This window comes from Lysobacter sp. Hz25 (assembly GCF_046097045.1).
GTDB classification, from domain to species: Bacteria; Pseudomonadota; Gammaproteobacteria; order Xanthomonadales; family Xanthomonadaceae; genus Lysobacter; species Lysobacter antibioticus_B.
Genome location: NZ_CP175666.1, coordinates 4,114,142 through 4,139,568 on the forward strand (window position 1 = coordinate 4,114,142; position 25,427 = coordinate 4,139,568).

The following is a 25,427-nucleotide window of genomic DNA, read 5'->3' on the forward strand; positions in this document are numbered from 1 at the left end:
GGTCGCGGCTTGTGACCGAAGGAAATCCAGTAGGACGCCGCTCCTACCCTCGCGAAAGCACGCCGCTTCGATCGCTGCCATCGGCGCTACCGCCTCTGCGCGTCCCGCGGTCGCGGCTCACGCCGCTCCTACATATGCACTACGGCGAATGCGAAAGCAGAGTAACAATCACCCCGCCGTCCGCTGCGCCGCCTCGGCCCGCAATTGCTTTGCCCTCACCAACACCGGCGGCGGGGTGATCTCCTCGGGGATACGGAAGATCCCGATCCGCCGCAGCCATAACCCGGGCCCACGCGCCGAGGTCAGCGCCACCACCGGGATCGACACCACCAGGCCGATGATCACCGGCGACATCCACGCCGCGAGCGGCGGCGACACCACATAGGCCATCGCGCCGATCAGCAGGCCGAACAGGGTCAGGCCGCCGTAGCTGCGGATCAATCCCGACAACGGCAGGCTGCCGTCGTCGCGGCGCTGCGATTCCCAACCCGAGTCCTTGCCCGACAGCACCTCGGCGACGCCGCGCGACTGCACGTACATGGTGATCGGCGCCATCAACGCCGCCAGCAGGGTCTCCAGGATCATGCTGAAGAACGCACGGATCGCACCGCCGCAGCCGCGCCGGGTGTTGCCGTCGAGCAGCATGGTGATGAAACCCATCACCTTCGGCGTCAGCAATACCGCCATCGTCGCCACGAACACCCACAGTGCGCGCTGGGGGTCCTGGTCGCGCCAGTAGTCGCCCGGCGAGAAGCCGGGCAGGCGCGCGCTTTCCCAATTGAAGAAGCCGGCCTTGTCGAGCGGAATCGCCAGACCGATCAGCATCATCACCGCCCACATCGGCGCGGTGAAGTAATGGCCGATGCCCATCAGCAGGTGCATGCGGCTGATCCAGTGCAGGCCTTTCGCCGGCAGCACCGCGGTGTGCTGCAGGTTGCCCTGGCACCAGCGGCGGTCGCGCACCAGCATGTCGGTCAGCGAGGGCGGGCCTTCCTCGTAGCTGCCGACCAGGCCCGGCAGCATGTGCAAGGCCCAGCCGCCGCGGCGCATCAGGGCGGCCTCGACGAAATCGTGGCTCAACACCGTGCCGCCGAAGGGCTTGCGGCCGCGCAGTTCCGGCAGGCCGGCGTGTTCGGCGAAGGCGCGGGTGCGGATGATGGCGTTATGGCCCCAGTAATTGCTCTCGGCGCCATGCCACCAGGCGATACCGTAGGCGATCACCGGGCCGTAAACGCGGCCGGCGAACTGCTGCATGCGCGCGAACAGGGTTTGGCCGTTGACGATCATCGGCAGGGTCTGGATCAGCGCCACGTCGGGGTGACGTTCCATCGCACTCGACAATTTCACGATGACCTCGCCGGTCATCAGGCTGTCGGCGTCGAGGATCAGCATCTGCGGATAGGCGGCGCCGAAACGGCGCACCCACTCGGCGATGTTGCCGGCCTTGCGTTCGGCGTTGTTCTTGCGCCGGCGATAGAAGATGCGCTGCTGGCCGCCGGTGCGTTCGCGCAAGGAATGGAAGGCGCGGATCTCGGCCTGGCGGATCGGTTCCTTGGTGGTGTCGCTGAGGATGAAGAAGTCGAAACGGTCGAGCAGGCCGGTCGCGGCCACCGATTCGTAGATCGCCTGCAGGCCGGCCATGAGCCGCTCGGGATCTTCGTTGTAGGTCGGCACCAGCAAGGCGGTGCGCTCGCCGAGCGCCGGCAGTTCGCCGCCCTGCTTCAGGCCCAGGCGCCAACGCCGCCGCGACAGGATCAGGGCGAACCCGGCCAGCGAACTGGTGAAGGCCAGCGCGATCCAGGCGAACAGCGCCACGAACAGCAGCAACAGCACGCCTTCGAGCAGGTTCAGTCCGCCGACGTAGAGCACGCGCAGGATGTGGTAGGCCGCGACCAGGGTCAGCAGCGCGGCGCCGCCGATCACGTACAGGCGGCGCAGGGCCATGCCCTTCGGCTCGCTCGGCAAGGTGTTGCCGGAACGTTCGCCGCTGCTCAGCGATTGCACCGGCATCGCCAGGGGCGATTCCGGGGGCAGCGCTTCGAACGGCACGGAGAGGGGTCGTTGCGGGGGAGCGACGGTTGAGTTCATGCAGTCCAACGATAAAGCCAGGTTTCGGAAAGGGGGCCGTCGCCGTCTTCGAGCACCGCGCGCAACTCGACCGAGCGGGCAGTGCCCGGTTCGAGTTCGAACGACATTCGCCAGCCGCCGGTGCCGCTGTTGGGATGGGCGATCGCGTTGACGATGCGCCCGGCCGAGGCCCAGACCACCGCGCGCGGTTTGGCGTCGGCGGCGAGCTGGCTCAGGCGTCCGCCATCGAGGTCGATGACGATCCGCCGCGCCGCGCCGTTGCCGGCGCCGATGTTGCCGGCGCCGATCCGGGTACGGCTCACCGTCGCCTGCGCCGGCTTCCAGGCGTGTTTCGCGCACCAGTGCAGGCGGTAGTCGTAGCGATGTTCGCGCCCGGCCGCGAGCGGCGCGCGCGGCCGCCAGAAGGCGACGATGTTGTCGTGGTATTCGTCGCCGGTCGGGATCTCGATCAGGTGCACCGCGCCCTCGCCCCAATCGCCCACAGGCTCGACCCACAGACTCGGGCGGCGCTCGTAATGCGCCTCGCTGTCGGCGTAATCGGCGAAGCCACGCTTGCGCTGCATCAGGCCGAACGCGCGCGGGCGGCGATCCTGGAACGCGCTTTCCTGCAAGGTCTTGGGATTGCGCAGCGGGCGCCAGATCTGTTCGCCGGCGCCGTTGTGCAGGGCCAGGCCATCGGAGTCGTGCACCGCCGGGCGGAAATCGTCGACGCCGACGCGGTCGGTGGCGTCGAAGTGATACATGCTGGTCAAAGGCGCGATGCCGACCCGGTCGAGGGCGACGCGCGGGTACAGACGCAGTTGCGTGTCGAACACGGTTTCGGTGCCGGGCGTGATCGCGAAACGCATCGCCCCGGCCACGCTCGGGCTGTCCATCAGCGCGTGCACGACGATCTGCTTGGCGCCCGCCGCCGGCTGTTCGATCCAGAAGCCGGTGAACACCGGAAACTCTTCGCTGTTGCCGGCGCCGGTATTCAGCGCCAGGCCGCGCGCCGACAGCCCGTACAGCAGGTCCTTGGCGACCGCGCGGAAATAACTGGCGCCGAGGAAGGCGCAGACCTCGTCGAAGTAATCGCCGCGGTTGATCGGCGCATGCACGCGGAAGCCGGCGAAACCCAGGTCGTCCTGGGTTGGCTTCGGCGCGCTGCCGAAGCCGAACATCTGCGGCCGATACACCACCGGCGTGGCGATGCCGCCGTGCACCCGGTGAATGTCGACCCGATGCTTGAACAAGAACGCACGATGAAAAAACTGCAACTGGAACGGCAGGCCCTCGGCTTTCCACAAGGCCTGCTTGGGATCGAAACGGATATCGCGGTAGGTGTCGTACTTGATCCGCGCCAGCGCCTCGGGCAGGTCGGCATCGGCCGGCCGATAGGGCTTGGCCGCCAGCGCGCGCGCCAAGCCCGGCACCGTGGCCGCGTCGAAAGCCCGCCCGGGGCCGGTCGCGGCCAGCGCCGACCACGGCAGCCCGCCCCCGGCCAGGCCGGCCAGCGGCAGGGACAGCCCGGCCTTGATCAATTCGCGTCGGTGCACACGCCACCTTCGGAGGGGGTAAACCGGGCGATTGTAGGGATCGGGTTGTTAACACTCCGGAACATGGCCCTTGCACGACGGCATTGACTCGCGGGTTTTCAGCTCCGAAGGCACGGCGAAATGCCGATTGCGTCACATGAACGCGGCCGCTCCGACCGCGTCACCGCCCTGTCATCGCCCCGCCACGGCCGGGACATGGATCGCGCCCAGGCTTGCCCAAACCGGGAGCCGCGCATGCGCTACGCGATCGTCACCGAGACCTATCCGCCGGAAATCAACGGCGTCGCCCTGACCGTACAGGGTCTGGAGCAGGGTCTGCGTGCGCGTGGCCATGAGGTCGGCCTGGTCCGTCCGCGCCAGCACGGCGAAGCCCAGGACGGCGCCGCCCACGAGTTGCTGGTCAAGGGCCTGCCGCTGCCGCGCTACCCGGGCCTGCGCTTCGGCCTGCCCTGCGCCGCGCGCCTGACCCAGGCCTGGAGCGCCCATCGCCCCGATGCGGTCTATGTCGCCACCGAAGGCCCGCTCGGCTGGTCGGCGCTGCGCGCAGCCCGACGCCTGCGCATCCCCGCCGCAACCGGCTTCCACACCCGCTTCGACGAGTACATGCGCGACTACGGCGCACCGTTCCTGGTCGGCACCGCCCTGCGCTGGATGCGCCGCTTCCACAACGGCGCCGACGCCACCCTGGTGCCCACCCGCGAACTCGTCGAGTTCCTGCGCAGCCAGGGCTTCGAGGACGTGGTGCGGCTGCCGCGCGCGGTCGACACCGTGTTGTTCGACCCCAACCGCCGCCGCGCCGGACTGCGCCGCGAATGGGGCCTGGACGAGAACGGCTTGGCCGCGATCTACGTCGGCCGCATCGCCGCGGAGAAAAACCTCGAACTGGCCGTACGCGCGTTCCGCTCGTTGCAGCAGATGCGCCCCGAGGCGCGCTTCGTCTGGGTCGGCGACGGGCCGGCGCGGGAGAAGCTGCAGCGCGACAATCCGGATTTCATCTTCTGCGGGCTCAAACGCGGCGAGACCCTGGCCGAGCATTTCGCCAGCGGCGACCTGTTCCTGTTTCCGAGCCACAGCGAGACTTTCGGCAACGTGACCCTGGAAGCCATGGCCAGCGGCGTGCCGACGGTCGCCTTCGACTACGGCGCCGCCCACGAGCATCTGCGCGATGGTGTCCACGGCGCGGCGATCGCCGACGGCGACGACGCCGGCTTCGTCGCCGCGGCGGTACGCATCGGCAGCCAGGACGCTTTGCGCGCGGGAATGTCCCGCGCAGGCCGCGAAGCGATCAGCGGCCTGCGCCCGGAACAGGTCGCGGCCGATTTCGATGCCCTGTTGCACGGCCTGGCCGATCGCAATCCACACAACCGCACGACCCGCCGCATCAACGACGAAAGCAAACCGACCCAGGAGGTCGTATGAACCGGCTGCCGTTGCGCAAACGTCTGATCGCCGGCGAGTCCGGCTGGTGCCTGCGCGCCAATCGCCTCGGCGAACGCAGCGGCTCGCGCGCCTATTTCGCCGCGGTCAGCCGCCTCGGCGACGGGGTGTTCTGGTACGCGCTGATGGCCGCGCTGATCCTGGCCGACGGCTACGACGGCCTGCGCGCCTCCGCGCATCTGGCTGCGACCGGGGTGATCGCGCTGGCGTTGTACAAACTGCTCAAGCGCTGGACCCGGCGCCCGCGCCCGTTCGCCTCCGACCAACGCATCCACGCCTGGGTGGCGCCGCTGGACGAGTTCAGCTTCCCGTCCGGCCACACCCTGCACGCGGTCGCCTTCAGCCTGGTGGCGATGGCGCATTACCCGATGCTGGCGTGGTTGCTGATCCCCTTCACCGCGAGCGTCGCCGCCTCGCGCGTCGTGCTGGGCTTGCATTACCCCAGCGACGTGCTGGCCGCGACGCTGATCGGATCGAGCCTGGCCGGGTTTTCGCTGTGGCTGGTGCCGGGGGTTTCGTTGTTCGGTTGAAGCAATGAATCCCGCCCTGTAGGAGCGGCGTGAGCCGCGACTGCGCTCGCTCGGTTACCGGCATTGGTTACCAGATCTTGCGATCGATGGCGCCGTTGCCGTTGCCGTTGCCGTTGCCGTTGCCGTTGCCGTTGCCGAGATTTTGATCTGCATTGCCGCTTTGCCGCTTTGCCGGTCAACAGTAGACCCGGAGGGCGGCGCACAGGACGTGCGCCGTTTTCCGATAAGACAGGGACGTCTTATCGGAAAATCCCGGCGACAGCATCGCACTCGTGGCCTGTGCCCTTGCAAGGAGAGCCCTTTTCTTTGGTTAGCTTTCTTTTGGGCTTAGCAAAAGAAAGTAACCCGGCCGCGTAGCGGACGGAAGCTCTGCACTTGCTTGTGGCTTTCATACAAGCAAGATCAAACGATAAAAGCTTCCGCCACTAAAGCGGCGGGTAACTTTCTTTTGTCTAAAGCAACAAAAGAAAGTCACAAAGAAAAATGCTTTTGCTTTGAATCACAAGCCCGCACGAGCGATGCCGACGCAGGGATTTTTCATACGGGACATCCCTGTCCCGATGAAAAACGGCGCGCATCCTGCGCGCCGCCCTCCGGGTCTTCGATTGCCTTCGCGAGTGCGGTGCGACGCACAGCAAAATCCGAAGCATGAAAAGCGAAAGCTGAAGCGTGCAAGCAAGGGCTGAAGCCAAGGGCTAAGAGCAAAACCGGCCGACGGAACCCCATCTACCCTCCCCACCCCTCCACCCTCGCCCGCGCAATCGCCGGCGCACCCTGCCCCATCCAATCGCGATCGTTCGCCACCTGTGCCCGTACACGGCTCGCTTCGAGCGCAGCGAAATCCAGGTCGGCATAAGCCCAGCGCTGGCCCGCGCGGGTCTGCGCCAGGAGGCCATCGGCCGGCAGGCCCACGTCCATCGGCGCATAGATCGCCGCCTCGCCGGTGTTGGTGTCCAGGGCCGGGCTCCACAAGGCCTCGCCGGCGGTCACCGCCTGGGCGACGAAGCTGCGGTTCTCCAAGGCGCGCGCCAGGCACCCCACTCGAACACGGGTCGCGCCGGCTTCGGTGTCGGTGCAACTCGGCGCCAGCAACAGGCGTGCGCCGGCTTCGCACTGCGCGCGCACCGGCAGCGGGAACTCGATGTCGTAGCAGACCGCGATGCCGACCCGCTGGGTGCCGATCTCGAAGGTCTTGAGCGCATCGCCGGCTTCGATCACGCCGGCCTGTTTCTCGAAGCCGGTCAGTTGCAGCTTGTCCTGCCACAGGCGCCCGCCGTCGGGGGCGAAGGCGTCGCTGCGGTTGCGATACCGCCCCTGCCCCAGATCGAGCAGGAAGCTGCCGGCGACCACATGCAGGCGCAGTTCGCGCGCGAGCAGGCCGAACAGGTCCAGCCAGGCCTGGCGATAGGCCTGGATGGCGACCAGGGAGGCATGCAGGTCGCCCTGGGTCGCCGCGCCGAAAGTCGCGCCGAGTTCCAGCGCCAGATACTCCGGCAGCACCGCCACTTCGGCGCCGCTGGCGCGCGCTTCGCTGAGCCACTTGGCCTGCTTGTCGGCGAACTCGGCGAAACTGCGCGGCGCACCGATCGTGTACTTCGCGACCGCCACCCTCATTGCACGCGCTCCAGGGGCCGCAGCCAGAAGCTCAAGGTATGCGGGCATTCGCCGCGTCCGAGCTCCCGCCATGGCAGCGAGACCTGCAGATCCGGGCGATGGACGTAGCCGCGTTTTCTCCAGAATTCCTCGTTGCCGCGATGGAACGCCGGTTTGCGGCCGTCGCTGGCGTCGCGTTCGACCGCGCAGAACGCGGTCCAGCGGAATCCATCGAGCCCGCGCGCATGGGCCTGGCGCTCGTCGAAGAAGAGATGGCCGATGCCGCGCCCCCGGTACTCGGGCAGCAACACCGACTCGCCGCAATAGAACACCTGCTCGATATCGATCGGACCGCCTTCGAAAGCGACGCGCAGCTCGGGGGTTTCGTCGGCCATCGGCAAGCCGGTCGAAGCGCCGACGATGCGGCCGCCGTCGAAGGCCAACACCGCGATGCTGCGCCAGGACTCGCGATAGGTCCGCAGGTAGTTCGCCTCGTAAGCGACATCGCCGTCGTAGAGGTAAGGCCAATCGCGGAACACGCTCATACGCAGCGCGGCGATGGCATCCAGGTAAGGCGTGATCTCGGCACCGCTGAAGGTACGGATCTCGGGCATGGGGGTCTTCATGTGAGCATCTTAGTCAACGCGTGAACGGGCCGGCAGTGGCCGGGCCCTGGAGCGTCGATCCGTCGACGCGAACGGTTCCTGCGACTCCTCGCCCCCTCATCCCCGCGAACGTGAGGATCCAGAGACTTCAACGCCATGTCGCGGTGAAGCCCTGGGTGTTCGGCTCCGCCGAAGTAAAGCCGAGCCCGCCTTCGCAGGAACGACGACAGGAGGGTAGCGTCGCGCTCCTGCCAGCCGTCATCCCCGCGAAGGCGGGGATCCAGAGACTTCAGAGTCATGTCGCGGTAAAGACCTGGGTTCCCGCCCTCGCGGGAACGACGGTAGGAAGAATCGCTAAGACTCTTGCATCGTCAGCCCTGCAAAAGCGGGGATCCAGAGTCTCGACGCAAGCGTCCGTAGTCCCTGTGCGATCGCAGTGTGCGCCAACTAAGGTTATCCCGATGGTAAAACGGCGCGGCGGCGGGCCTCCCTGCCCGTCGCCGCGCCGCATCGCTCGCTTACTCGCCGCGATGGGGCGGCAGGTCCGGCGGGCTGCCCGCGGCCGCCGCCACCGGCGTACGCAAGGCCTCGGCCTTCGGCGGATCCGGCACACGCTTCGGCGACGAACCGCCGAGCTGGTACCAGTCGACCTTGCGCGTCACCATCATCAACACCGCCAGGATCAGGAACAGCAGGCCGGCACCGAGCACCAGCGCGTTGTCTTCCGAGATCAGCAGGCCGTACAGCGCACCGTAAAGCGTCGTCAACATGGCACCGAACCCCAAGGCGCGAACGAGACTGCGCAAGACCGCGCTCAAATAGAACACCAGCAAGCCGATGCAGGCCACGCTCGCGGCCAGATAGGCCAGACCGAAGGCGAAGTGTTCGCTCAGGCTGACCAGCAGCAGGAAGAAGATCGCCAGGGCCAGGCCGACCAGGCCGTACTGGATCGGGTGGATGCGCAGTTGCTTCATCAACTCGAACATGAAGAAACCGACGAAGGTCAGCAGCACGAACAGCAAGCCGTACTTGGTCGCGCGATCGGCCTGCGAGTAGACGTTGACCGGGTCCTTCAAGGTCACCTGCACCGCGTTGATGTCGCCGCCGGGCTCGTTGCCGATTTCGTCGTCGCCGGCCACCGCCACCATCGGCAGGATCGAACCGGCCAGGTACTGGCGCTGGGCATTGGTCGCCACCGAGGAAACCTGCCATTCGGCGCGGAAGCCCTGGTCGCCGATATCGTCCGAATGCGGGGGGAAGCTGCCGCCGTAGTTCGGGTGCGGCCAGGTGGAGCTGAGGGCGAAACGGTTGTTCTTGCCCAGCGGCACCAGCGCCAGCGACTCGGTGCCGCCCAGGGCGAAGTCGAGGTCGGTCTGCAGGCGCAGCGCGCTGCCCGGCAGCGGTGCCGCCAGGCGCGCATGGATGCCGCCGCCGTCGCGCGCGCCGAGGCCGTCCTCGATCGTGGTCTCGGCGCCGTCCAGGCGCAATTTGGGATTACGCAGGCCGCGCACGTCGGCGAAGGCATAGCTCAGCCAAGGACGGCCGATCACCCGGCGCCGACCGGATTCGACCTGGTCCGCGCTCAGCACCGGATCGGCCGGGATGGTCGCGGCGAAGTCGGCCTTGGCCTTGCCCTTCCATTCGTAGACCCGGACCTTGTGCAGGCCGAGCTGACGCACCTTCGGGGTGATCTCGCCTTCGACGTCGAGCTTGTTCGGGAAGAAGGTCCAACGACCCTGCTCGCGACGCTGGACGCGCTTGACCGTGCCGTCGAGATCTTTCTCCGTCTCGATCCAGGAATCTTCGTACGGCACCACCAGGGCCGGCCCCGAGAACGCCTGCGCACCGGCATAGCTGCGCGCAATGCGGGCCACCGCCTGGGCGCGGTAGGTCTGTCTCTCATCGATGACGCCGCCGATCATCAGCAGCGGAATCAGTATCGCCAGGGTCATCCCCAGCACCATCAGCATCTTCAACCACACACGCATGTCGTACTCCCTGTCCGCAACGTTGGACGGCAGGTTGCGCCGCCTGTGCGGGGGCGCGATGGCGCACGCGTGTGCTATCGGTGAAGCAATGGTGAAGCGCCGTTCGGGCGCCCTGGCGGGCTCAGCTGCGCACGATCAGGCTGGCGCGGGCGCCGCCCTCTTCGCGATTGACCAATTCGGTTTCGCCGCCGTGCAGCGACGCCACCTCGGCCACGAAGCACAGGCCCAGGCCGCTGCTGCGGCTGCCGCCGGACGGGCGCGGCAGCGAATAGAAACGCTCGAACACGCGGCTCAAGGCATAGTCGGGAATGCCGGGGCCGCGGTCGCTGATGTCGATGCGCTGATACTCGCCGTCGCGTTGCAGGCGCAGCACGATCTCGCCGCCACGCGGCGAGAAATCGGCGGCGTTGTCGATCAGATTGATCAGCGCCTGGCGCAGCAGGAAAGCATCGCCGCGCACCGGCGGCAGATTCGGCTCCAGGTCCAGCAGCAGTTTGGCGCCGGAACGGTCCAGGCGCTGCGTGCATTGCTCCAGCGCCTCGCGCACGATCGCCGCCAGCGCCACCGGCTCGGGCCGCTCCAGGCGCTGGCGATGTTCGACCGCGGCCAGGGCCAGCAATTTGTCGATCATCTGCGCCAGGCGCTCGGCCTGGCCGCGGATACTGGCGGCGAAACGGGCGCGGTCGGCGTCCGGCATCGGCGCATCGCCGGGCGGCGATTCGAGCAGTTCGGCGCTGCCGCGGATCGCCGCGAGCGGGCTCTTCATCTCGTGGGTCAGGGTGTGCACGTATTGCTCGACGTACTGCTTGCCTTCCAGGCGCGTGCGCATCGTCTCCAGCGCACGCCCCAGCTCGCCGAATTCGCCGGCCGCGCGCGGCGGCGTGGCGCGGTCGCCGGCGGTGACCGCATGCGCATAACGCCGCAACAGGCCGATCTGGCGCGACAGCCACCACGACACGCCGAGGCCGATCGCCAGCGCCGCGCCCATCAGCACGAAGCCCCAGCGCGTCACCACGGTCTGGCTGCGGGCGATGAAGGGGGCGATGGCGCTGTTCGGCTTGGCCACCGTCAACGAGCCGATGACCTGGCCGTTGTCGGCACGGATCGGCGCGGCCACGTGCATGATCGTGGTTTCCGGATGACCGGGGTCGGTCGCGCTGGAACGCGCACCGTAGCGCCCGCGCAGGGTCAGATAAACGTCGTTCCAGCGCGAGTAGTCCTGGCCGACGTCCTGGCCGCTGCTGTCGAACACGACGATGCCGCGCGCGTCGGTGATGTAGACGCGGTAGTTCGCCGCGCGCTTGCGGAAGCCCCAGATCGCCGCACCGACGTCGCGCTGGCCGAGCGCGCGCACGCGCTTGGCGAAATCGCCTTGGTTGATGCGGCCGGCGACGAAATCGTCGGTGGCCAGCTCGGCCAGCACGTTGGCAGTGTCGACCAGGGTGTCTTCCATGGCCTGGCGCACGCCCGGCTTGACCTCGGCGACGAACACCCGCGCCAGCAGCAACGCGGCCACCGCCACGATCAGGAAATACCCCAGGAAAATCCGCAGGCCGATCCGCATCGGGGCGCCCGCTTACGAGGCTTCGAGCGAATAGCCCAGGCCGCGATGGGTGCGGATGGGGTCGCGGTCGGCGGCGACGTCGCGCAGCTTGGCGCGCAAGGTCTTGATATGGGTGTCGACGGTGCGGTCGCCGCTGTCGAGGGCGTCGCCCCAGACCCGGTCCATCAGCTGCGCGCGCGACAACACCGCGCCCGGGCGCTGCAACAGGGCCGCCAGCAGGCCGTATTCGTAGCGGGTCAGGTCCAGGGCCTGGCCGCGGTAGCGGATGCGCTTGCCTTCCAGGTCATGGACGAAACCGTCCTCGACCGCCGCGGTCTCGGCCGCGCCGCCGCGCGCGCGCCGCAGCACCACGCGCACGCGCGTGGCCAGCTCGCGCGGCGAGAACGGCTTGGTGACGTAATCGTCGGCGCCGATCTCCAGGCCGAGGATGCGGTCGGCCTCGGCGTTCTGCGCGGTCAGGAAGATCACCGGCAGGTCGCGCCCGCGGCGCAGCTCGCGGCACAAGGCGAAGCCGCCGATGTCGGGCAGGCCGATGTCGAGCACGGCCAGGTCGAAGGCGACCCGCGCGGCCTCGCGCAGGGCTTCGCCGCCGGTCAGGCAGTGCACCGCCTCGAACCCTTCGGCGCGCAAGGCATAGAGCACGGTGTCGGCAATGGCGGATTCGTCTTCGACGAGCAGGATGCGCATAGGGCCGGGAATCGGGAATCGGGATTAGGGAGTCGAAAGAGCAGTTATGCCGCCCATGATGCCTTGCCGGGCCTCCGGCTGCCGCCCCCGGAAAACGCCACGGCGGCTATGGCCCCATAATGCCCTTCGGCGTCACGCCCCCCGGTGTCGTATGCCGACCCGCCGGCACTGTTCCGAATCCCCTCTCCCGAATCCCGAATCACGGCCTCAATGAACTATCGCCACGCCTTCCATGCCGGCAATCACGCCGATGTGCTCAAGCACGTCGCCCTGCTGGCCCTGTGCGATGCCCTGACCGTCAAGCCCGCGCCGCTGTTCGCCCTGGATACCCATGCCGGGCGCGGCCTGTATCCGCTCGACGGCAATTCGGCGCTGCGCACCGGCGAAGCCGAGGGCGGCATCGGCCGGCTGCTGGCCGAGGCGCCGAAACAGGCTGCGATCACCCGCTACCTGGCCGCGGTGCGCGCCTGCCGCAACGAGCACGGCCCCTCGGCCTATCCCGGCTCGCCCTGGCTGCTTGCGCATGCCTTGCGCGAGGACGACCGCATCGCCGCCTGCGAGCTGCAGCCGGAAGAAGCGAGCCAGTTGGAGCACCACTTCAAGGCCGATCAGCGCATCGCGGTGCACGCGCGCGACGGCTACGCGGCGATGAAGGCCATGCTGCCGCCGAAGATCGGCGCGACCCGCTACAACCGCGGCCTGGTCCTGATCGACCCGCCCTACGAGGCCCAGCTCGAAGAATTCGACACCGCCCTCGGCGCGCTGCGCGACGCCCTCGCCCGCTGGCCGCAGGGCTGTTACGTGCTGTGGTACCCGATCAAGCGACGCCGCGCCCTGCAGCCGTTCTACCGCCGCGCAGCGACCTTGCCGGCCAAGTCGATCCTGACCGCCGAGCTGCTGGTGCGCGCCGACGATTCGCCGCTGCGCATGAACGGCAGCGGCCTGCTGCTGCTCAATCCGCCGTGGCAGTTCGACCAGACGCTGCGGGCCGCACTGTCGGTGCTGGCACGCACGCTGGCTGAGACCGCGGATGCATCGGCGGCGGTGACCTGGCTCAAGCAGGCCGACTGAGGCACCTCGAAGCATCGCGCAAGCTCCCTGCGATACCTCGCTGCAATGCAGCGAGACGCCGAGGCGCCCTGGCTTTCGATGACCACCTGCGATTGCATTCGCCGCATCGCCGCGCGCCGAGCGTGGACGGCGAACGCTGGCCGGCAAGCGCCGAAACTTCGGTAAAACCCGGCCGAATCGACGGCGGCGTGGTTCGCCGTGGTGCCCGCTTGGCCGCGATTGGCCGCTTGCGACGCGCTCGGATCCCGGCGTATCACTCCCGGGCCCACTGAAGGGCGAATGGAGAGGGAGTTCGAATGTCCAGGAAGAAGATTTCGTTCCTTGCGATCTGCGCGTTCGCGTTCGGCATCGGCATGGCGTCGACCGCCGGCGCCGCCGGCTGCAACAACACCTGCCGGCTCGGCTGCGAGACCGCACTGACCAACTGCGAGAACAACGGCGGCACCCAGTGCTACCTGACCTACTCGCAATGCTATCGCCGCTGCGGCTGCATCCTGCCCTGATCGATCGCGATCGCGGCACGACCGGGGAGAGTGCGCTCTCTCCGGTCTTCGGCCTTACCCAGCGGCCTGGGCAGCCATCGCCCGAGCGAGCCGTTGGAGCTCAACCGGCACCGTTCGGCCCGGCGCCGGCACGCGGCCGGCGCATATCGATCAGGTCCAAGCCCAGTGCGATGCCATTGCGTTGTTCGCGCACCGCCTGGAAACCATGGCGGGCGTAGAAGGCGCGGCTGTGCTGGGTGGTCTCGAGCACGGTCGCGGCGAACGCCGGGTCGGCATCGATGCGGCGCAGGCGCTCCAGCAACAGGCGCTCGCCGATCCCGCGCCGGTGCAGGTCGCGGCGGACCATGCCCCAGAACAGCACCGCGATGCTGGCGTCCTCGTCGGTGGCCGCATAACCGCCGCAGGCGACGATGCCCTCGCCTTCCAGCTCGATCACCCAATAGACAGCGATCCCATCGTCGATCTCGTCGAGGGTCTCGATGAATTCATCGCGTTCGACCGCGGCGAAATACTCCGGCATGTTGCCGTCGAACAAGGCCAGGCAGGCGGCGCGATCCTCGACCCGATAGCGGCGCAGGCCGGGCGCGCTCAATAGCAGTCCCAGTGATAGGAGACGCGGCTGAAATCGGCGCGGGCGAGGTCGTCGGGGTCGATGAAAAAGTTGGCGATGCCCGAATCGCCCCACATCAGAGCGTCGTCGCTGTCGAGCTGGAACAGCAACAGGCGCCGGTCCGAGGACTCGCGCGGGTCGCTCTGGGTGAAGTCGGGATAGCCGCCGAGCTTGTGGCCGGAACGCGATAGATACGCGCTGAGCGCATCCTGCAGCTCTTCCTCGGTCGCGTCGGGATGCTCGCCGCGATAACGCTCGATCAACGGCTCGACCCCACCCTCCAGCGCCTGCCCGAAATGCGCGTCGTTGGCGCCGATGGTCTCGTGGTCGGCGGTGAAGCGCATGCGCTGCGGTTTAGCCGGGTCGAACGGCAGCGAATCGGCCCCGGTCGTCGCCTTCGGCGGCGCGATCGCCGCGGCCGACAGTTCCGGCCAAAAGACCACGCGGAAACCGGTCTGCTTGGCGAGCGCGTCCATGCGGCCCTGGCCGTGGGCGTCGTCGAGCGCAGCGCCGTAGTAATCGTCGCCGGAGATGAAGAACTGCAACATGCCGCGCTCCGGGTAGCCGGGCATCTTCGGCACTTCGGCCAGATTGACCTGGGCCAGCAGGAACAAGGGCTGGCCCTTGCCGTCGCGCGGATAGTCGTGCCCGGCCGCCCAATAGGGCCGGCCGCCGACCTTGCTGAGGCCGGTATCGTCGCGCGCCAAGGCGCTCAACTCGATCCGCGCCACCGGCCGTTGCGTCTTGCCCAGGGCCTCGTCGGCCGGCGCGAGCACCGCCTTGGCCTGGGCGTCGTCGTCGGCCTTGGCGCAACCCGGCGTTTCCGCGCCGTCGTCCGGCAGGCCGGCGTCGGCCCTGGCCTGCGCCGCGCCCTTCTCAATCTGGCCTTCGATATTGCGATACACCGCGTAACCCACGCCGGCGGTCGCGGCGATGCCAGCGACCACGATCGCCATCGACAACAACACCGCGGTTCCCGTCTTCATCGCCTGCCCGCCATCCCTAGGCTACGTCGCCTGCGCAGAGTATCGCCGAGAACGGCCACGGCGAAGATCGCGGCCAAGAAAAAGCCGGAAGCGCGAACGCTTCCGGCTCGATCGTGATCGTCCCGGCACGGCCTCGTGCCGTTGCCGCCGGCTCAGTCGCCGGACTTCGAATCCGGCTCGAAGAAGCTCCAGCGCACTTCCGGGAAGGCCTGCTTCATCGCCCGCTCGACCGTGTTGATCTGGTCGGTCAGGGCCGCCACGCTCTGTTCCTCGCGCATCTGCGCCTGCACCGAAACCATCACCTCGTTGCCGAGCTGCAAGGTGATCAGGCTGATCACGCGGGCGATTTCCGGGCGGCCGTCGAGGAACTCGCGGATCTGCTGTTGGCGCTGCGGATCGACGCTCTGGCCGATCAACATCGCCTTGACCTCGATCGCCACGAACACCGCGACGATGATCAACAACGCGCCGATGCAGATGGTGCCGATGGCGTCCCAGATCGGGTTGCCGGTCGCCACCGCGAGCAGCACCGCGCCGAGCGCCACCACCAGACCGAGCAACGCCGCCAGGTCTTCGCCGAAGATCACCACCAGTTCGGCCTGACGGCTCTCGCGGAACCACTGCCACAACGAACGTTGGCCGCGGGCCTTGGCGACTTCCTGCAGGCAGGCTCGCATCGATACCGCCTCGGCGACGATGCCGAAGGTCAGCACGCCGGCCGCCCACCACCACTGCTTGAGCGGTTCAGGGTGCTGCAGTTTGTGGATGCCCTCGTACAGCGAGAACATGCCGCCGACGGTGAACAACATCACCGCAACCAGGAACGACCAGAAATAGATGGCCTTGCCGTAGCCGAGCGGATAGTCCGGCGACGGCGGTCGCTTGGATTGCTTCAGGCCCAGGATCAACAGGCCTTGGTTGCCGCAGTCGGCCAGGGAGTGCACGGTCTCGGCCAGCATCGCGCTGGAACCGGTGAAGTACGCCGCCACGCCCTTGGATACCGCGATGGCGAAATTGGCACCAAGTGCGAACAGAATTGCGCGGGTCGAATCGCCACCACCGGCCATGACAACGTTGCTCCTTGAGGTTCAGCGGCGAAGTCTAACATTGCCGATTAAGGCCGATGCGAGGCCTATGCGAGGCCACTGCGCAGCCGCAACCGGCGCAACCAAGCCGCTGCGCCACGGTCCGGGCCGGCCTCGTCGCCCTCGGCCCGCGCCTGCGGCGGGACGGGCCGCGGCCTCCCCGCCTTCGCAGGGAAGCCGCTTCGACGCGCGACCCGGGCGGTCGCGCGGCCAGGAGTCGGAAGCGCCCCAGGGGTTCAGAACCGGTAGGTCACCGTGCCGGCGACGTTGCGGCCGTTGCCGGCGAAGCAGTCGCCGAACGCCCGGCACGGTGCGTAGTACTGTTTGTCGGCCAGGTTGGTCAGGTTGAGCGTGAACGACCACTGCGGCAGATCGAAGGAAACCAGCGCATCGGCCAGGGTGTAGCCCGGCGTGCGCAGGCTGCCGTTGCCGCCGATCGACAGGGTCGAGCCGACGTGGCGCACGCCGGCGCCCAGGCGGATGCGGCCGCTGTCGCCCCAGTCGAACTGCTTCACGCCCCAGACCGAAGCGAGTTCCTTCGGCACGTCGGCGAGCTGGCGGTCGACCTCGGGGGCGAAGTTGCTGCGCGTCACTTCGGCTTCGTTGTAGCTGTAGCTCGCGGTGACGTAGAAATCGTTGGCCAGGGTATGGCTGGCCTCGAGCTCGACGCCCTTGGAACTGACCTCGCCGGTCTGCACCGAGTTGAGCACGTTCTCCGGGTCGTTGGTCTGGCGGTTCTTTTCGCGGATGTCGTACACCGCCAGGGTCACCAGGGTCTGCTCGCGCGGCTGCCATTTCACGCCCATCTCGTACTGGCGCCCTTCCTGCGGCTTGAACGGCTGGCTGAAGAAATCCAGGCTGCCGATCGGCAGGAACGACTCGCTGTAGCTCAAGTACGGCGAGAAGCCGCGGCCGGCATCGACGATCAGGCCGGCGCGGTAACTGGTGGCGTAATCCTCGATGCGCGGCTGATCGCCGACCTGGGTGCGGGCGCGGTCGCGGCGCGCGCCGAGCACGGCGGTGACGCGCTCGCCCCAGCGGATCTGGTCCTGCACGTAGGCGCCGACCTGGGTCTGGTCCTGGCGCGGCTGCGGCGCAAGTGCGGGCAGCACGTAGTTCCCGTAGACCGGCGCATAGGCGTCGATCGGCGTGGTCGCGCCGAAGCCGGTCATCGCGGTCTGGCGAAAGCGCAGGTAGTCGACGCCGGCGAGCACGGTATGGCGCAAGGCACCGGTGGCGAAATCGACCTGGACGTTGTTGTCGACCGTCAGCGTGTCGATACGCGGATTGCTGATGTAGGCCGAGCGCGGCAGCACCCGTCCTTCCGCGTCGATGAAGGGATTGGCCGGATTGGAGTAGACGTCCGGATAGATCTCGGTGAAGTCGGTGCGCGACTTGGCGTAGCGCAGGCTGCTGTTGAAGCGCAGCGCATCGGAGAAGGCGTGCTCGAACAACACGGTGGCGCTGGCCTGGCGGCTGTCGAGGCGGTCGGCGTCGGGCTCGCCGAGCAGACGATGGTTCGGCAAGCGCCGGCCCGGCGCCGCGCGCAAGGTCGCGACCACCGGCAGGAACTGTTGGCTCGATCCGCTCTCGTCCTTTTGCAGCAGGCCAAGGAAGGTCAGCTGTGTCGCGTCGGAAATGCGCCAGGTCAAGGAAGGCGCCAGCACCAGGCGGTCGTCGGGCATGCGGTCGGTCTGTTGCTGCGCATCGCGCGCCACGCCGACGATGCGGCCGGCGACGGTGCCGGCCTCGTCGAGCGGGCCGGTCAGGTCGAACTGCAGTTGCCTGCGCTGGTGGCTGCCGTAGCTCAGGCCGATTTCGCCGGCGCTCTGGAACTGCGGGCGCTTGCTGACGAGGTTGAAGACGCCGCCGGAACCGCCGGCGCCGTACAGCATCGACGAGGGCCCGCGCAGCAGCTCGGCGCGTTCCATCGTATAGACCTCCGGACGCGGCACCAGGCTGGAGCCGATCTGCCGGGTCATGCCGTCGAGGAAGGACACCGGCGAGAAGCCGCGCACCAGCGAACCGTCGCTGCGCGTGTCCAGGCCGTAGGCCTCGCTGTAGGCGCCGGCGGAATAGCGCAGGGTCTCCTGCAGGTTCTGCACGCCGCGGTCGGCGGCCTGCTCGGCGGTGATCACGCTGATCGCCTGCGGGGTTTCGATCAGACGCGTATCGGTCTTGGTCGCGGTGGTGGCGCGGTCGGCGATCACGACCACCGAGTCCAGGCGCTTGGCCTCGCGCTCGGCGTCGTCGGCGCAGGCCGTGCCCGCGGTCAGTGCGGTCAGCGCGACCAGCAGCCCTCGGGCGAGACGGTGCGGACGAGGCGGAAGCGGGCGCAGCGAATGCGAAAACGTCATCAGGGGTAGTCCGAAGCTGGGAGAAGGGATCGGCGGCGCCCCGGGCGCCTGCGCACAGGCGCGACACAGCCGCAGACACGGGCGAGGCATCGTCCGGTCGGGCGGCGGCAGGGCGGCATCTGGCTGAGCCCGGCGGCGCGGGCGTCTGGCTGGCCTTAGAGGCGGTTGTCAGGCCGGCGAGTCGGCGGCATGATGCGAGCAATTCTCATTTCAAGCATCGATTGCGTCAAGAAAAAGTAACCTCAAGCACATTGTCGCGAGGGCCCCGCCTTTCGCCTCTCGACCGTGGAATTGCGGGCTACGGCATGCCGCCGGTCGGACCGGCGTCAACCGAGCCTAAAGATGAAGGGCGAAGTCCGTCACAATGTGCCAATATCCGACCATGGCCACGCGTGAACGTTTGCCGCCCTGGCATGAACGCCAGCGTCTTCCCAACGGACGCGAAGTATTGATTCGTCCGGTGCGTCCGGAAGATGCCGAGCCCTTGCGAGCGGGCTTCACTCTGCTGCAACCCGATGAGGTGCGGCAGCGATTCCTCTACGCGCTGAAAGAACTCACGCCGGAAATGGCCGAGCGCTTCACTCGGATCGATCCGCGCACCGAGTTCGCCCTGGTCGCAGCCGAACCCTTGCCTCCCGGCGAAGCCCTGGTCGGCGCGGTCGCCCGCGTCGCCATCGACGAGCGCAGCCACGACGCCGAGTTCGCGATCCTGGTCAGCCGCTACATCGCCAACATGGGGCTGGGCCGCTATCTGATGACGCGCCTGGTCAAATGGGCGCGCGGCAAGAAGGTGCATCGCCTGTACGGCGAGGTGTTCGAGCACAACACCCCGATGCTGTCGCTGGCGCAGTCGCTCGGCTTCGAGCGCGAGTTCCAGCAGGATTCGCCGGGCCTGATCCGGGTGGTACTGGATCTGCGCTCGAAGGCCGCACGCGCGGCCGAGCAGCAGGCCGGCGTACGCAAGATCGGCGACCACCCGACCGACGACAGCAACGAACCCTGAGCGCCACGGGGCTGTCCGACCCACGCCGCCGGTGCCGAGCGCCCGGCGCGCCACTTCGTCGTCCCGGTCATCGTCCGCGCCTGCGGTGATCGATTCGTTCGCCGCACGAGCCCTGATCGCACACCAGACTGAGCCAACGGCCGGAAACGGCACAACGCTTGATAGCGGCAACCGCAGCCGCGCCTGCGGCGGACCGCATCGTCCCGCTCGTCATCCACTCGGCGGACGCAAGCCCCGCGCAGCGGCACCGATCGCGCAGAAAAACAAGCTCGCACAGATCGCCTGCGCAAAGCGCGCAGCCGCCCGCCCGGCAGTCGCGGCCGATCCACTAAACTAGCCGACTCCATGAAATCATCTCCCTCTCCCGTGTCCCTGCTGCCCAAGATCGGCCAGCAGCGCGCCTGGTGGCGTGCGCCGGCCTCGCCTTCCGCCCTGGCCTGGGCGATCGCCCGCGCCGCCGCCGAGCACGACGGCCCCCTGCTCGCGATCGCGCGTGACAACCACGGCGCGCACCAGCTCGAATCCGATCTGCGCACCCTGCTCGGCCGCGACGGCGCCAGCGACGGCGCCATGCCGGTGCTGCCGTTCCCGGACTGGGAAACCCTGCCCTACGATCTGTTCAGTCCGCACCCGGACATCGTCTCGCAGCGTCTGGCGGCCTTGCATCGCCTGCCGACGCTCAAGCGCGGCATCGTCGTGGTGCCGGTGCAGACGCTGTTGCAACGGCTCGCACCGCTGCGCCACGTGGTCGGCGGCAGCTTCGACGTCGCGGTTGGCCAACGCCTCGACCTGGACGCGGAAAAGCGCCGGCTCGAATCGGCCGGTTACCGGCACGTGCCGCAAGTGTTGGACCCGGGCGATTTCGCCGTGCGCGGCGGCCTGCTCGACGTCTACCCGATGGGCGCCGACTCGCCGTTCCGGGTCGAGTTGCTCGACGACGAGATCGAGACCATCCGCGCCTTCGATCCCGAGTCGCAACGCTCGCTCGACAAGATCGATGCGGTGCGGCTGTTGCCGGGCCGCGAAGTGCCGCTCGACGATGCCTCGCTCAAGCGCGCGCTCGATGCGCTGCGCGAACGTTTCGACCTCGACACCCGGCGCAGCGCGCTGTACCAGGATCTCAAGTCGGGCATCGCGCCCTCGGGCATCGAGTACTACCTGCCGCTGTTCTTCGAGCAGACCGCAACCCTGTTCGACTACCTCGACGAACGCGTGCTGCCGGTAATCGCCGACGGCGCGCTCGACGCCGCCGACGCGTTCTGGGCCCAGACCGGCGAACGCTACGAGCAGCGCCGGCACGATCTCGAACGCCCGCTGCTGCCGCCCGACACGCTCTACCTGACCCCGGTCGGCCTGCGCGAAAAGCTCAACGAAGGCGCGCGCATCGAGTTGTGCGGCGAACAGCATCCGCAACGCACCAAGGCGCTCGCGCTCGGCGACCAGCCGGCGCCGACTCTGCCGGTCGCGGCGCGCGACGCCGCTCCCGCCGAAGCGTTGAAGTCGTTCCTGGCCAGCTACCCCGGCCGCGTGCTGATCGCCTCCGACACCGCCGGCCGGCGCGAGGCCCTGCTCGAAGTGTTGCAGGCCGCGGGCCTGAAGCCGGACGTGGTCGCCGACTGGAACGCGTTCGCCAACAGCGCCTCGCCGAGCCGCTTCGCCATCGCGGTGGCGCCGTTCGACGACGGTTTCGCCGTGGTCGAACCGCCGCTGGCGATCCTGACCGAACGCCAGCTGTTTCCCGAACGCGCCGCGCAGCCGCGCCGGCGCAAGCGCGTCGGCCGCGAACCCGAAGCGATCATCCGCGACCTCGGCGAGTTGTCCGAAGGCGCGCCGATCGTGCACGAGGACCACGGCGTCGGCCGTTACCGCGGCCTGATCGTGCTCGAAGCCGGCGGCCAGCCGGGCGAATACCTCGAGATCGAATACGCCAAGGGCGACCGGTTGTACGTGCCGGTCGCGCAGCTGCACCTGATCAGCCGCTATTCCGGCGCCTCGGTCGAAACCGCGCCGCTGCACTCGCTCGGCGGCGAGCAATGGACCAAGGCCAAGCGCAAGGCGGCCGAGAAAGTCCGCGACGTCGCCGCCGAACTGCTCGAGATCCAGGCCAAGCGCCAGGCGCGCGCCGGCCTGGCGCTCGATGTCGACCGCTCGATGTACGAGCCGTTCGCGGCCGGCTTCCCGTTCGAGGAAACCCCGGACCAGCACTCGGCGATCGAAGCGGTGATCCGCGACCTCAGCAGCAGCCAGCCGATGGACCGCGTGGTCTGCGGCGACGTCGGCTTCGGCAAGACCGAGGTCGCGGTACGCGCGGCCTTCGTCGCCGCGACCGCCGGCAAGCAGGTCGCGGTGCTGGTGCCGACCACCCTGCTCGCCGAACAGCACTACCGCACCATGCGCGACCGCTTCGCCGATTGGCCGTTGAAGGTCGAGGTGCTGTCGCGCTTCAAGAGCGCCAAGGAGATCAAGGCCGAGCTGGAGAAAGTCAGCGAGGGCAAGATCGATGTCGTGGTCGGTACTCATCGTTTGTTGCAGCCCGACGTGCGCTTCAAGGACCTCGGCGTGGTCATCGTCGACGAAGAGCAGCGTTTCGGCGTGCGCCAGAAGGAGGCGCTGAAGGCGCTGCGCGCCAACGTCCATTTGCTGACCCTGACCGCCACGCCGATCCCGCGTACCCTCAACATGGCCATGGCCGGGCTGCGCGACCTCAGCATCATCGCGACCCCGCCGGCGCATCGCCTGGCCGTGCAGACCTTCGTCGTGCCCTGGGACGACATGCAGCTGCGCGAGGCGTTCCAGCGCGAACTCGCGCGCGGCGGCCAGGTGTATTTCCTGCACAACGACGTCGAGAGCATCGGCCGCATGAAGCGCCAGCTCGAAGAACTGGTGCCGGAGGCGCGCATCGGCGTCGCCCACGGCCAGATGGCCGAGCGCGAACTCGAAAGCGTGATGCTCGACTTCCACAAGCAGCGCTTCAACGTCCTGCTGTGCACGACCATCATCGAGTCGGGCATCGACATCCCGAACGCCAACACCATCATCATGAACCGCGCCGACAAGTTCGGCCTGGCGCAATTGCACCAGTTGCGCGGCCGGGTCGGCCGTTCGCACCACCGCGCCTACGCGTATCTGGTGATTCCGGACAAGCGCTCGATCACCCCCGATGCGCAAAAGCGTTTGGAAGCGATCGCCTCGATGGACGAACTCGGCGCCGGCTTCACCCTGGCCACCCACGACCTGGAAATCCGCGGCGCCGGCGAGTTGCTCGGCGAGGACCAGAGCGGGCAGATGGCCGAGGTCGGTTTCAGCCTGTACACCGAGCTGCTCGAACGCGCGGTGCGTTCGATCCGCCAGGGCAAGCTGCCCGACGTCGACTCGACCGACGCGCGCGGCGCCGAAGTCGAACTGCATATTCCGGCCTTGATCCCCGACGACTACCTGCCCGACGTGCACACCCGCCTGACTTTGTACAAACGCGTCAGCGGCGCGCGCAGCGACGAGGAACTGCGCGAGTTGCAGGTCGAGATGATCGACCGCTTCGGCCTGCTACCGGATGCGGCCAAGCATTTGTTCGCGGTCGCCGAACTCAAGCTGATCGCGACCGACCTGGGCATCCGCAAACTCGACCTCGGCGAAAAGGGCGGCCGCGTGCAATTCGTCGAACGCCCGAACGTCGACCCGATGTCGATCATCAAGCTGATCCAGGGGCAGCCGAAGCTGTACCAGATGGACGGCCCGGACAAACTCAGGCTCAAACTGGACCTGCCGGATGCGCCGGCGCGCCTGGCGGCGGCGAAGGGTTTGTTGATGTTGCTCGACAAGAAGCACTGAGCGGGCGCGGGCTCCGCGCGGAAGATGGCTCTCCGCCGTTTTTTGGGAGAGCCGCGGGCTAAAGCAAATCCCCCCTAGCCCCCCTTTGCAAAGGGGGGAACTATTTCTCGTGTGTCGGGAAGAGCCGCTTCCTTGGTGGGCCTGTCGAAGCGCCAAGGCGCCTGCCGAGCAGCGAAGCCTGCCGATAGCACCCAGAACGCCACAGCACTGCCTCCTTACCCGTAGAGTTCCCCCTTTGCAGAGGGGGCCAGAGGGGATTTGCTTTGGCCTTAGCTCTTCCAAGCAAACACAGCGAGAACACCTCCAACGCTCAACCCACGCCAGTACAAAAGACACTCCCGCACCACCCGCGCGCCTCTTACGCTCCGCTTACCTTCCAGGCCCGAGCGCCCCATGCCCCACCTCCCGCTTCTGCTCGCCCCGCTGCTGCTCGTCCTCGCCACTCCAGCCGCTGCGGCGCCGCCGCTGAAGACGCAACTGACGCAGCGCAGCGTGCTCAACCTCGCCGCGGCCAGGCGAATCGCCGCCGCGGCCGAGGACAAGGCGCGCGCCGACGGCCTCAACGTCGCCATCGCGATCGTCGACGAGGCCGGCCGCCTGCTGCATTTCCAGCGCATGGACGGCAGCCCTAACTCCAGCGTCGAGGTCGCCATCGGCAAAGCCGTGCACGCAGCCAACTATCGCCGCGACACCGCGTTCCATCAGAAACTGCTCGGCGACGGCAACATGGTCGTGCTCGGCCTGCCCGGCATCACCCCGATCGAAGGCGGCGTACGCTTGCTGCTCGGCGAACAGGTCATCGGCGGCATCGGCGTATCCGGCGCGCAAGCGGCGCAGGACGGCGCGATCGCCCAGGCCGGCGCCGACCTGCTCCGCGATTGAATCCCAGCGAGGACACGCCATGCGCTCGATCATCTGCACCACCGCCCTCGCCCTGAGCCTCGCGCTTGGCGGCTGCGCGACCCGGCCGGCCGAGCCGGAAACGCTGCTCACCTACGTGGTCGTGCGCCACGCCGAAAAGAGTACGGACGACCCGCGCGACCCCTCGCTCAGCGAAGCCGGACAGGCGCGCGCCGAACGCCTCGCCGCTTCACTGGCGCAAGCGCCGATGCGCGCGGTTTATGCCACCGAGTATCGCCGCACCCAGCAGACCGGCGAACCGACCGCGCGCGCGCACGGGCTGACGACGACGCGCTACGACGCCAAGCAGGCCGCGGCCGACTTCGCCGCCTCCTTACGCCGCGATCATCGCGACGGCACGGTGCTGGTAGTCGGCCACAGCAACACCGCACCCGCGATCGCCGCCGCTTTGTGCGCCTGCGACGTCGCGCCGATGCCGGAAACCGAATTCGACCGCCGCATGGTCGTGCGCATCGACGCGCAGGGACAGGCGAGCTTCGAGCAAACCCGGGATCGGTGACGCCGCTCGCTTGGGCACCCGCCCGCGGCGGCCTAGACTGGCTCGACCGCGGTTCCGCCGGACCGCCCTGTGATTCAACGGAGTCGCCGATGCGTCCCATGCTCCCCGCCGCCCCGCTCGCCGCCGCGCTGTTGAGCGGCGTACTCGCCCTGACCGCCTGCGCCCATGCCGGCCAGAACGCCGCCGCACCGAAGACCGCAACGCCTGGCCAGGCCTTCAGCCTGGCACGCGGCGAGTCGGCCCGCCTGCCGGACCGTTCGCAACTGCGCTTCGTCGCGATCAGCGCCGACTCGCGTTGCCCGCCGAAGGTGCAATGCGTCTGGGCCGGCGATGCCGTGCTGGAGTTCGAGTGGACCGGCGCCGACGGCGCGAAATCGGCGCTGAGCTTCAACACCGTCAGCGATGCGCGTAAAAACGCCGGCGGCTGGCGCATCGAAGTGCAGGGCCTGGATTTCGCCGAACCGCCGAATGCGACGCTCAAGGTCGACGCCGAATAACCGCAAGGCGCGCTGAGGCGAACGCGATTCCCAGCCTCTT

19 protein-coding genes and 1 pseudogene are annotated in these 25,427 nt (G+C 68.1%); 9 read left to right on the forward strand and 11 right to left on the reverse strand.

Translation table 11 applies throughout. The features are described from left to right. Positions 1 to 168: 168 nt before the first annotated feature. Positions 169 to 2,088 (reverse strand): glucans biosynthesis glucosyltransferase MdoH, encoded by a 1,920-nt coding sequence (gene mdoH, locus ACKN61_RS16845; RefSeq protein WP_408950491.1) that lies wholly within the window; start codon positions 2,086 to 2,088, stop codon positions 169 to 171. Beyond that, entirely contained in the window at positions 2,085 to 3,623 is a 1,539-nt protein-coding gene (locus ACKN61_RS16850; protein WP_408950492.1) for a glucan biosynthesis protein, read from the reverse strand. The genes mdoH and ACKN61_RS16850 overlap by 4 nt, the downstream gene beginning before the upstream one ends. A gap of 234 nt (positions 3,624 to 3,857) precedes the next feature. Here ACKN61_RS16850 and ACKN61_RS16855 point away from each other — a divergent pair, with 234 nt between their 5' ends. Continuing rightward, complete coding sequence (locus ACKN61_RS16855) at positions 3,858 to 5,042, forward strand: glycosyltransferase family 4 protein (RefSeq protein ID WP_408950493.1); 1,185 nt, start codon at positions 3,858 to 3,860, stop codon at positions 5,040 to 5,042. Then, complete coding sequence (locus ACKN61_RS16860) at positions 5,039 to 5,590, forward strand: phosphatase PAP2 family protein (RefSeq protein WP_408950494.1); 552 nt, start codon at positions 5,039 to 5,041, stop codon at positions 5,588 to 5,590. The genes ACKN61_RS16855 and ACKN61_RS16860 overlap by 4 nt, the downstream gene beginning before the upstream one ends. A 726-nt stretch (positions 5,591 to 6,316) precedes the next feature. Here the strand turns inward: ACKN61_RS16860 and ACKN61_RS16865 are convergent. The 5 genes and pseudogenes from ACKN61_RS16865 to creB all read right to left on the reverse strand — a co-directional run bounded on the left by ACKN61_RS16865 (position 6,317) and on the right by creB (position 12,027). Continuing rightward, positions 6,317 to 7,204 (reverse strand): carbon-nitrogen hydrolase family protein, encoded by an 888-nt coding sequence (locus ACKN61_RS16865; protein ID WP_408950495.1) that lies wholly within the window; start codon positions 7,202 to 7,204, stop codon positions 6,317 to 6,319. Then, entirely contained in the window at positions 7,201 to 7,809 is a 609-nt protein-coding gene (locus ACKN61_RS16870) for a GNAT family N-acetyltransferase (protein WP_408950496.1), read from the reverse strand. Before ACKN61_RS16870 ends, ACKN61_RS16865 begins: the two co-directional genes overlap by 4 nt. 602 nt (positions 7,810 to 8,411) lie before the next feature. Beyond that, positions 8,412 to 9,776: pseudogene (gene creD / locus ACKN61_RS16875) on the reverse strand (cell envelope integrity protein CreD); the annotation flags it as partial. Between the two features lie 121 nt (positions 9,777 to 9,897). Continuing rightward, positions 9,898 to 11,340, reverse strand: a complete 1,443-nt coding sequence (gene creC / locus ACKN61_RS16880; RefSeq protein ID WP_408950497.1) for a two-component system sensor histidine kinase CreC — start codon at positions 11,338 to 11,340, stop codon at positions 9,898 to 9,900. Between the two features lie 12 nt (positions 11,341 to 11,352). Beyond that, positions 11,353 to 12,027: a two-component system response regulator CreB gene (gene creB, locus ACKN61_RS16885; protein WP_031373320.1), complete on the reverse strand. Its 675-nt coding sequence runs from the start codon at positions 12,025 to 12,027 to the stop codon at positions 11,353 to 11,355. A gap of 210 nt (positions 12,028 to 12,237) precedes the next feature. Between creB and ACKN61_RS16890 the strand changes: the two genes are divergently transcribed. Then, entirely contained in the window at positions 12,238 to 13,098 is an 861-nt protein-coding gene (locus ACKN61_RS16890; RefSeq protein WP_408950498.1) for a 23S rRNA (adenine(2030)-N(6))-methyltransferase RlmJ, read from the forward strand. 296 nt (positions 13,099 to 13,394) lie between these two features. Continuing rightward, positions 13,395 to 13,601 carry a hypothetical protein gene (locus ACKN61_RS16895; protein WP_408950499.1) on the forward strand — a complete coding sequence of 69 codons (207 nt, stop codon included), beginning with the start codon at positions 13,395 to 13,397 and terminating at the stop codon, positions 13,599 to 13,601. 100 nt (positions 13,602 to 13,701) lie between these two features. Here the strand turns inward: ACKN61_RS16895 and ACKN61_RS16900 are convergent, their stop codons facing one another. The 4 genes from ACKN61_RS16900 to ACKN61_RS16915 all read right to left on the reverse strand — a co-directional run bounded on the left by ACKN61_RS16900 (position 13,702) and on the right by ACKN61_RS16915 (position 18,639). Next, entirely contained in the window at positions 13,702 to 14,193 is a 492-nt protein-coding gene (locus tag ACKN61_RS16900; protein ID WP_408950500.1) for a GNAT family N-acetyltransferase, read from the reverse strand. Beyond that, entirely contained in the window at positions 14,190 to 15,197 is a 1,008-nt protein-coding gene (locus ACKN61_RS16905) for a YwqG family protein (protein WP_408950501.1), read from the reverse strand. The genes ACKN61_RS16900 and ACKN61_RS16905 overlap by 4 nt, the downstream gene beginning before the upstream one ends. 152 nt (positions 15,198 to 15,349) lie before the next feature. After that, positions 15,350 to 16,264, reverse strand: coding sequence for a cation diffusion facilitator family transporter (locus ACKN61_RS16910; protein WP_031373315.1), 915 nt, complete (start codon positions 16,262 to 16,264; stop codon positions 15,350 to 15,352). Between the two features lie 254 nt (positions 16,265 to 16,518). Further along, entirely contained in the window at positions 16,519 to 18,639 is a 2,121-nt protein-coding gene (locus ACKN61_RS16915; protein ID WP_408950502.1) for a TonB-dependent siderophore receptor, read from the reverse strand. A gap of 382 nt (positions 18,640 to 19,021) precedes the next feature. Here ACKN61_RS16915 and ACKN61_RS16920 point away from each other — a divergent pair, with 382 nt between their 5' ends. From ACKN61_RS16920 to ACKN61_RS16940, 5 genes are all read left to right on the forward strand, one after another. Next, positions 19,022 to 19,642: an N-acetyltransferase family protein gene (locus ACKN61_RS16920; RefSeq protein ID WP_408950503.1), complete on the forward strand. Its 621-nt coding sequence runs from the start codon at positions 19,022 to 19,024 to the stop codon at positions 19,640 to 19,642. Positions 19,643 to 19,987: 345 nt separating this feature from the next. Next, positions 19,988 to 23,470 (forward strand): transcription-repair coupling factor, encoded by a 3,483-nt coding sequence (gene mfd / locus ACKN61_RS16925; RefSeq protein ID WP_408950504.1) that lies wholly within the window; start codon positions 19,988 to 19,990, stop codon positions 23,468 to 23,470. Between the two features lie 393 nt (positions 23,471 to 23,863). Next, positions 23,864 to 24,352, forward strand: coding sequence for a GlcG/HbpS family heme-binding protein (locus ACKN61_RS16930; protein ID WP_408950505.1), 489 nt, complete (start codon positions 23,864 to 23,866; stop codon positions 24,350 to 24,352). Between the two features lie 19 nt (positions 24,353 to 24,371). Continuing rightward, on the forward strand, positions 24,372 to 24,890 hold the full coding sequence (locus ACKN61_RS16935) for a histidine phosphatase family protein (RefSeq protein WP_408950506.1): 519 nt from the start codon (positions 24,372 to 24,374) through the stop codon (positions 24,888 to 24,890). An 89-nt stretch (positions 24,891 to 24,979) separates the two neighbouring features. Next, positions 24,980 to 25,387: a hypothetical protein gene (locus tag ACKN61_RS16940; RefSeq protein ID WP_408950507.1), complete on the forward strand. Its 408-nt coding sequence runs from the start codon at positions 24,980 to 24,982 to the stop codon at positions 25,385 to 25,387. Positions 25,388 to 25,427: the final 40 nt, after the last annotated feature.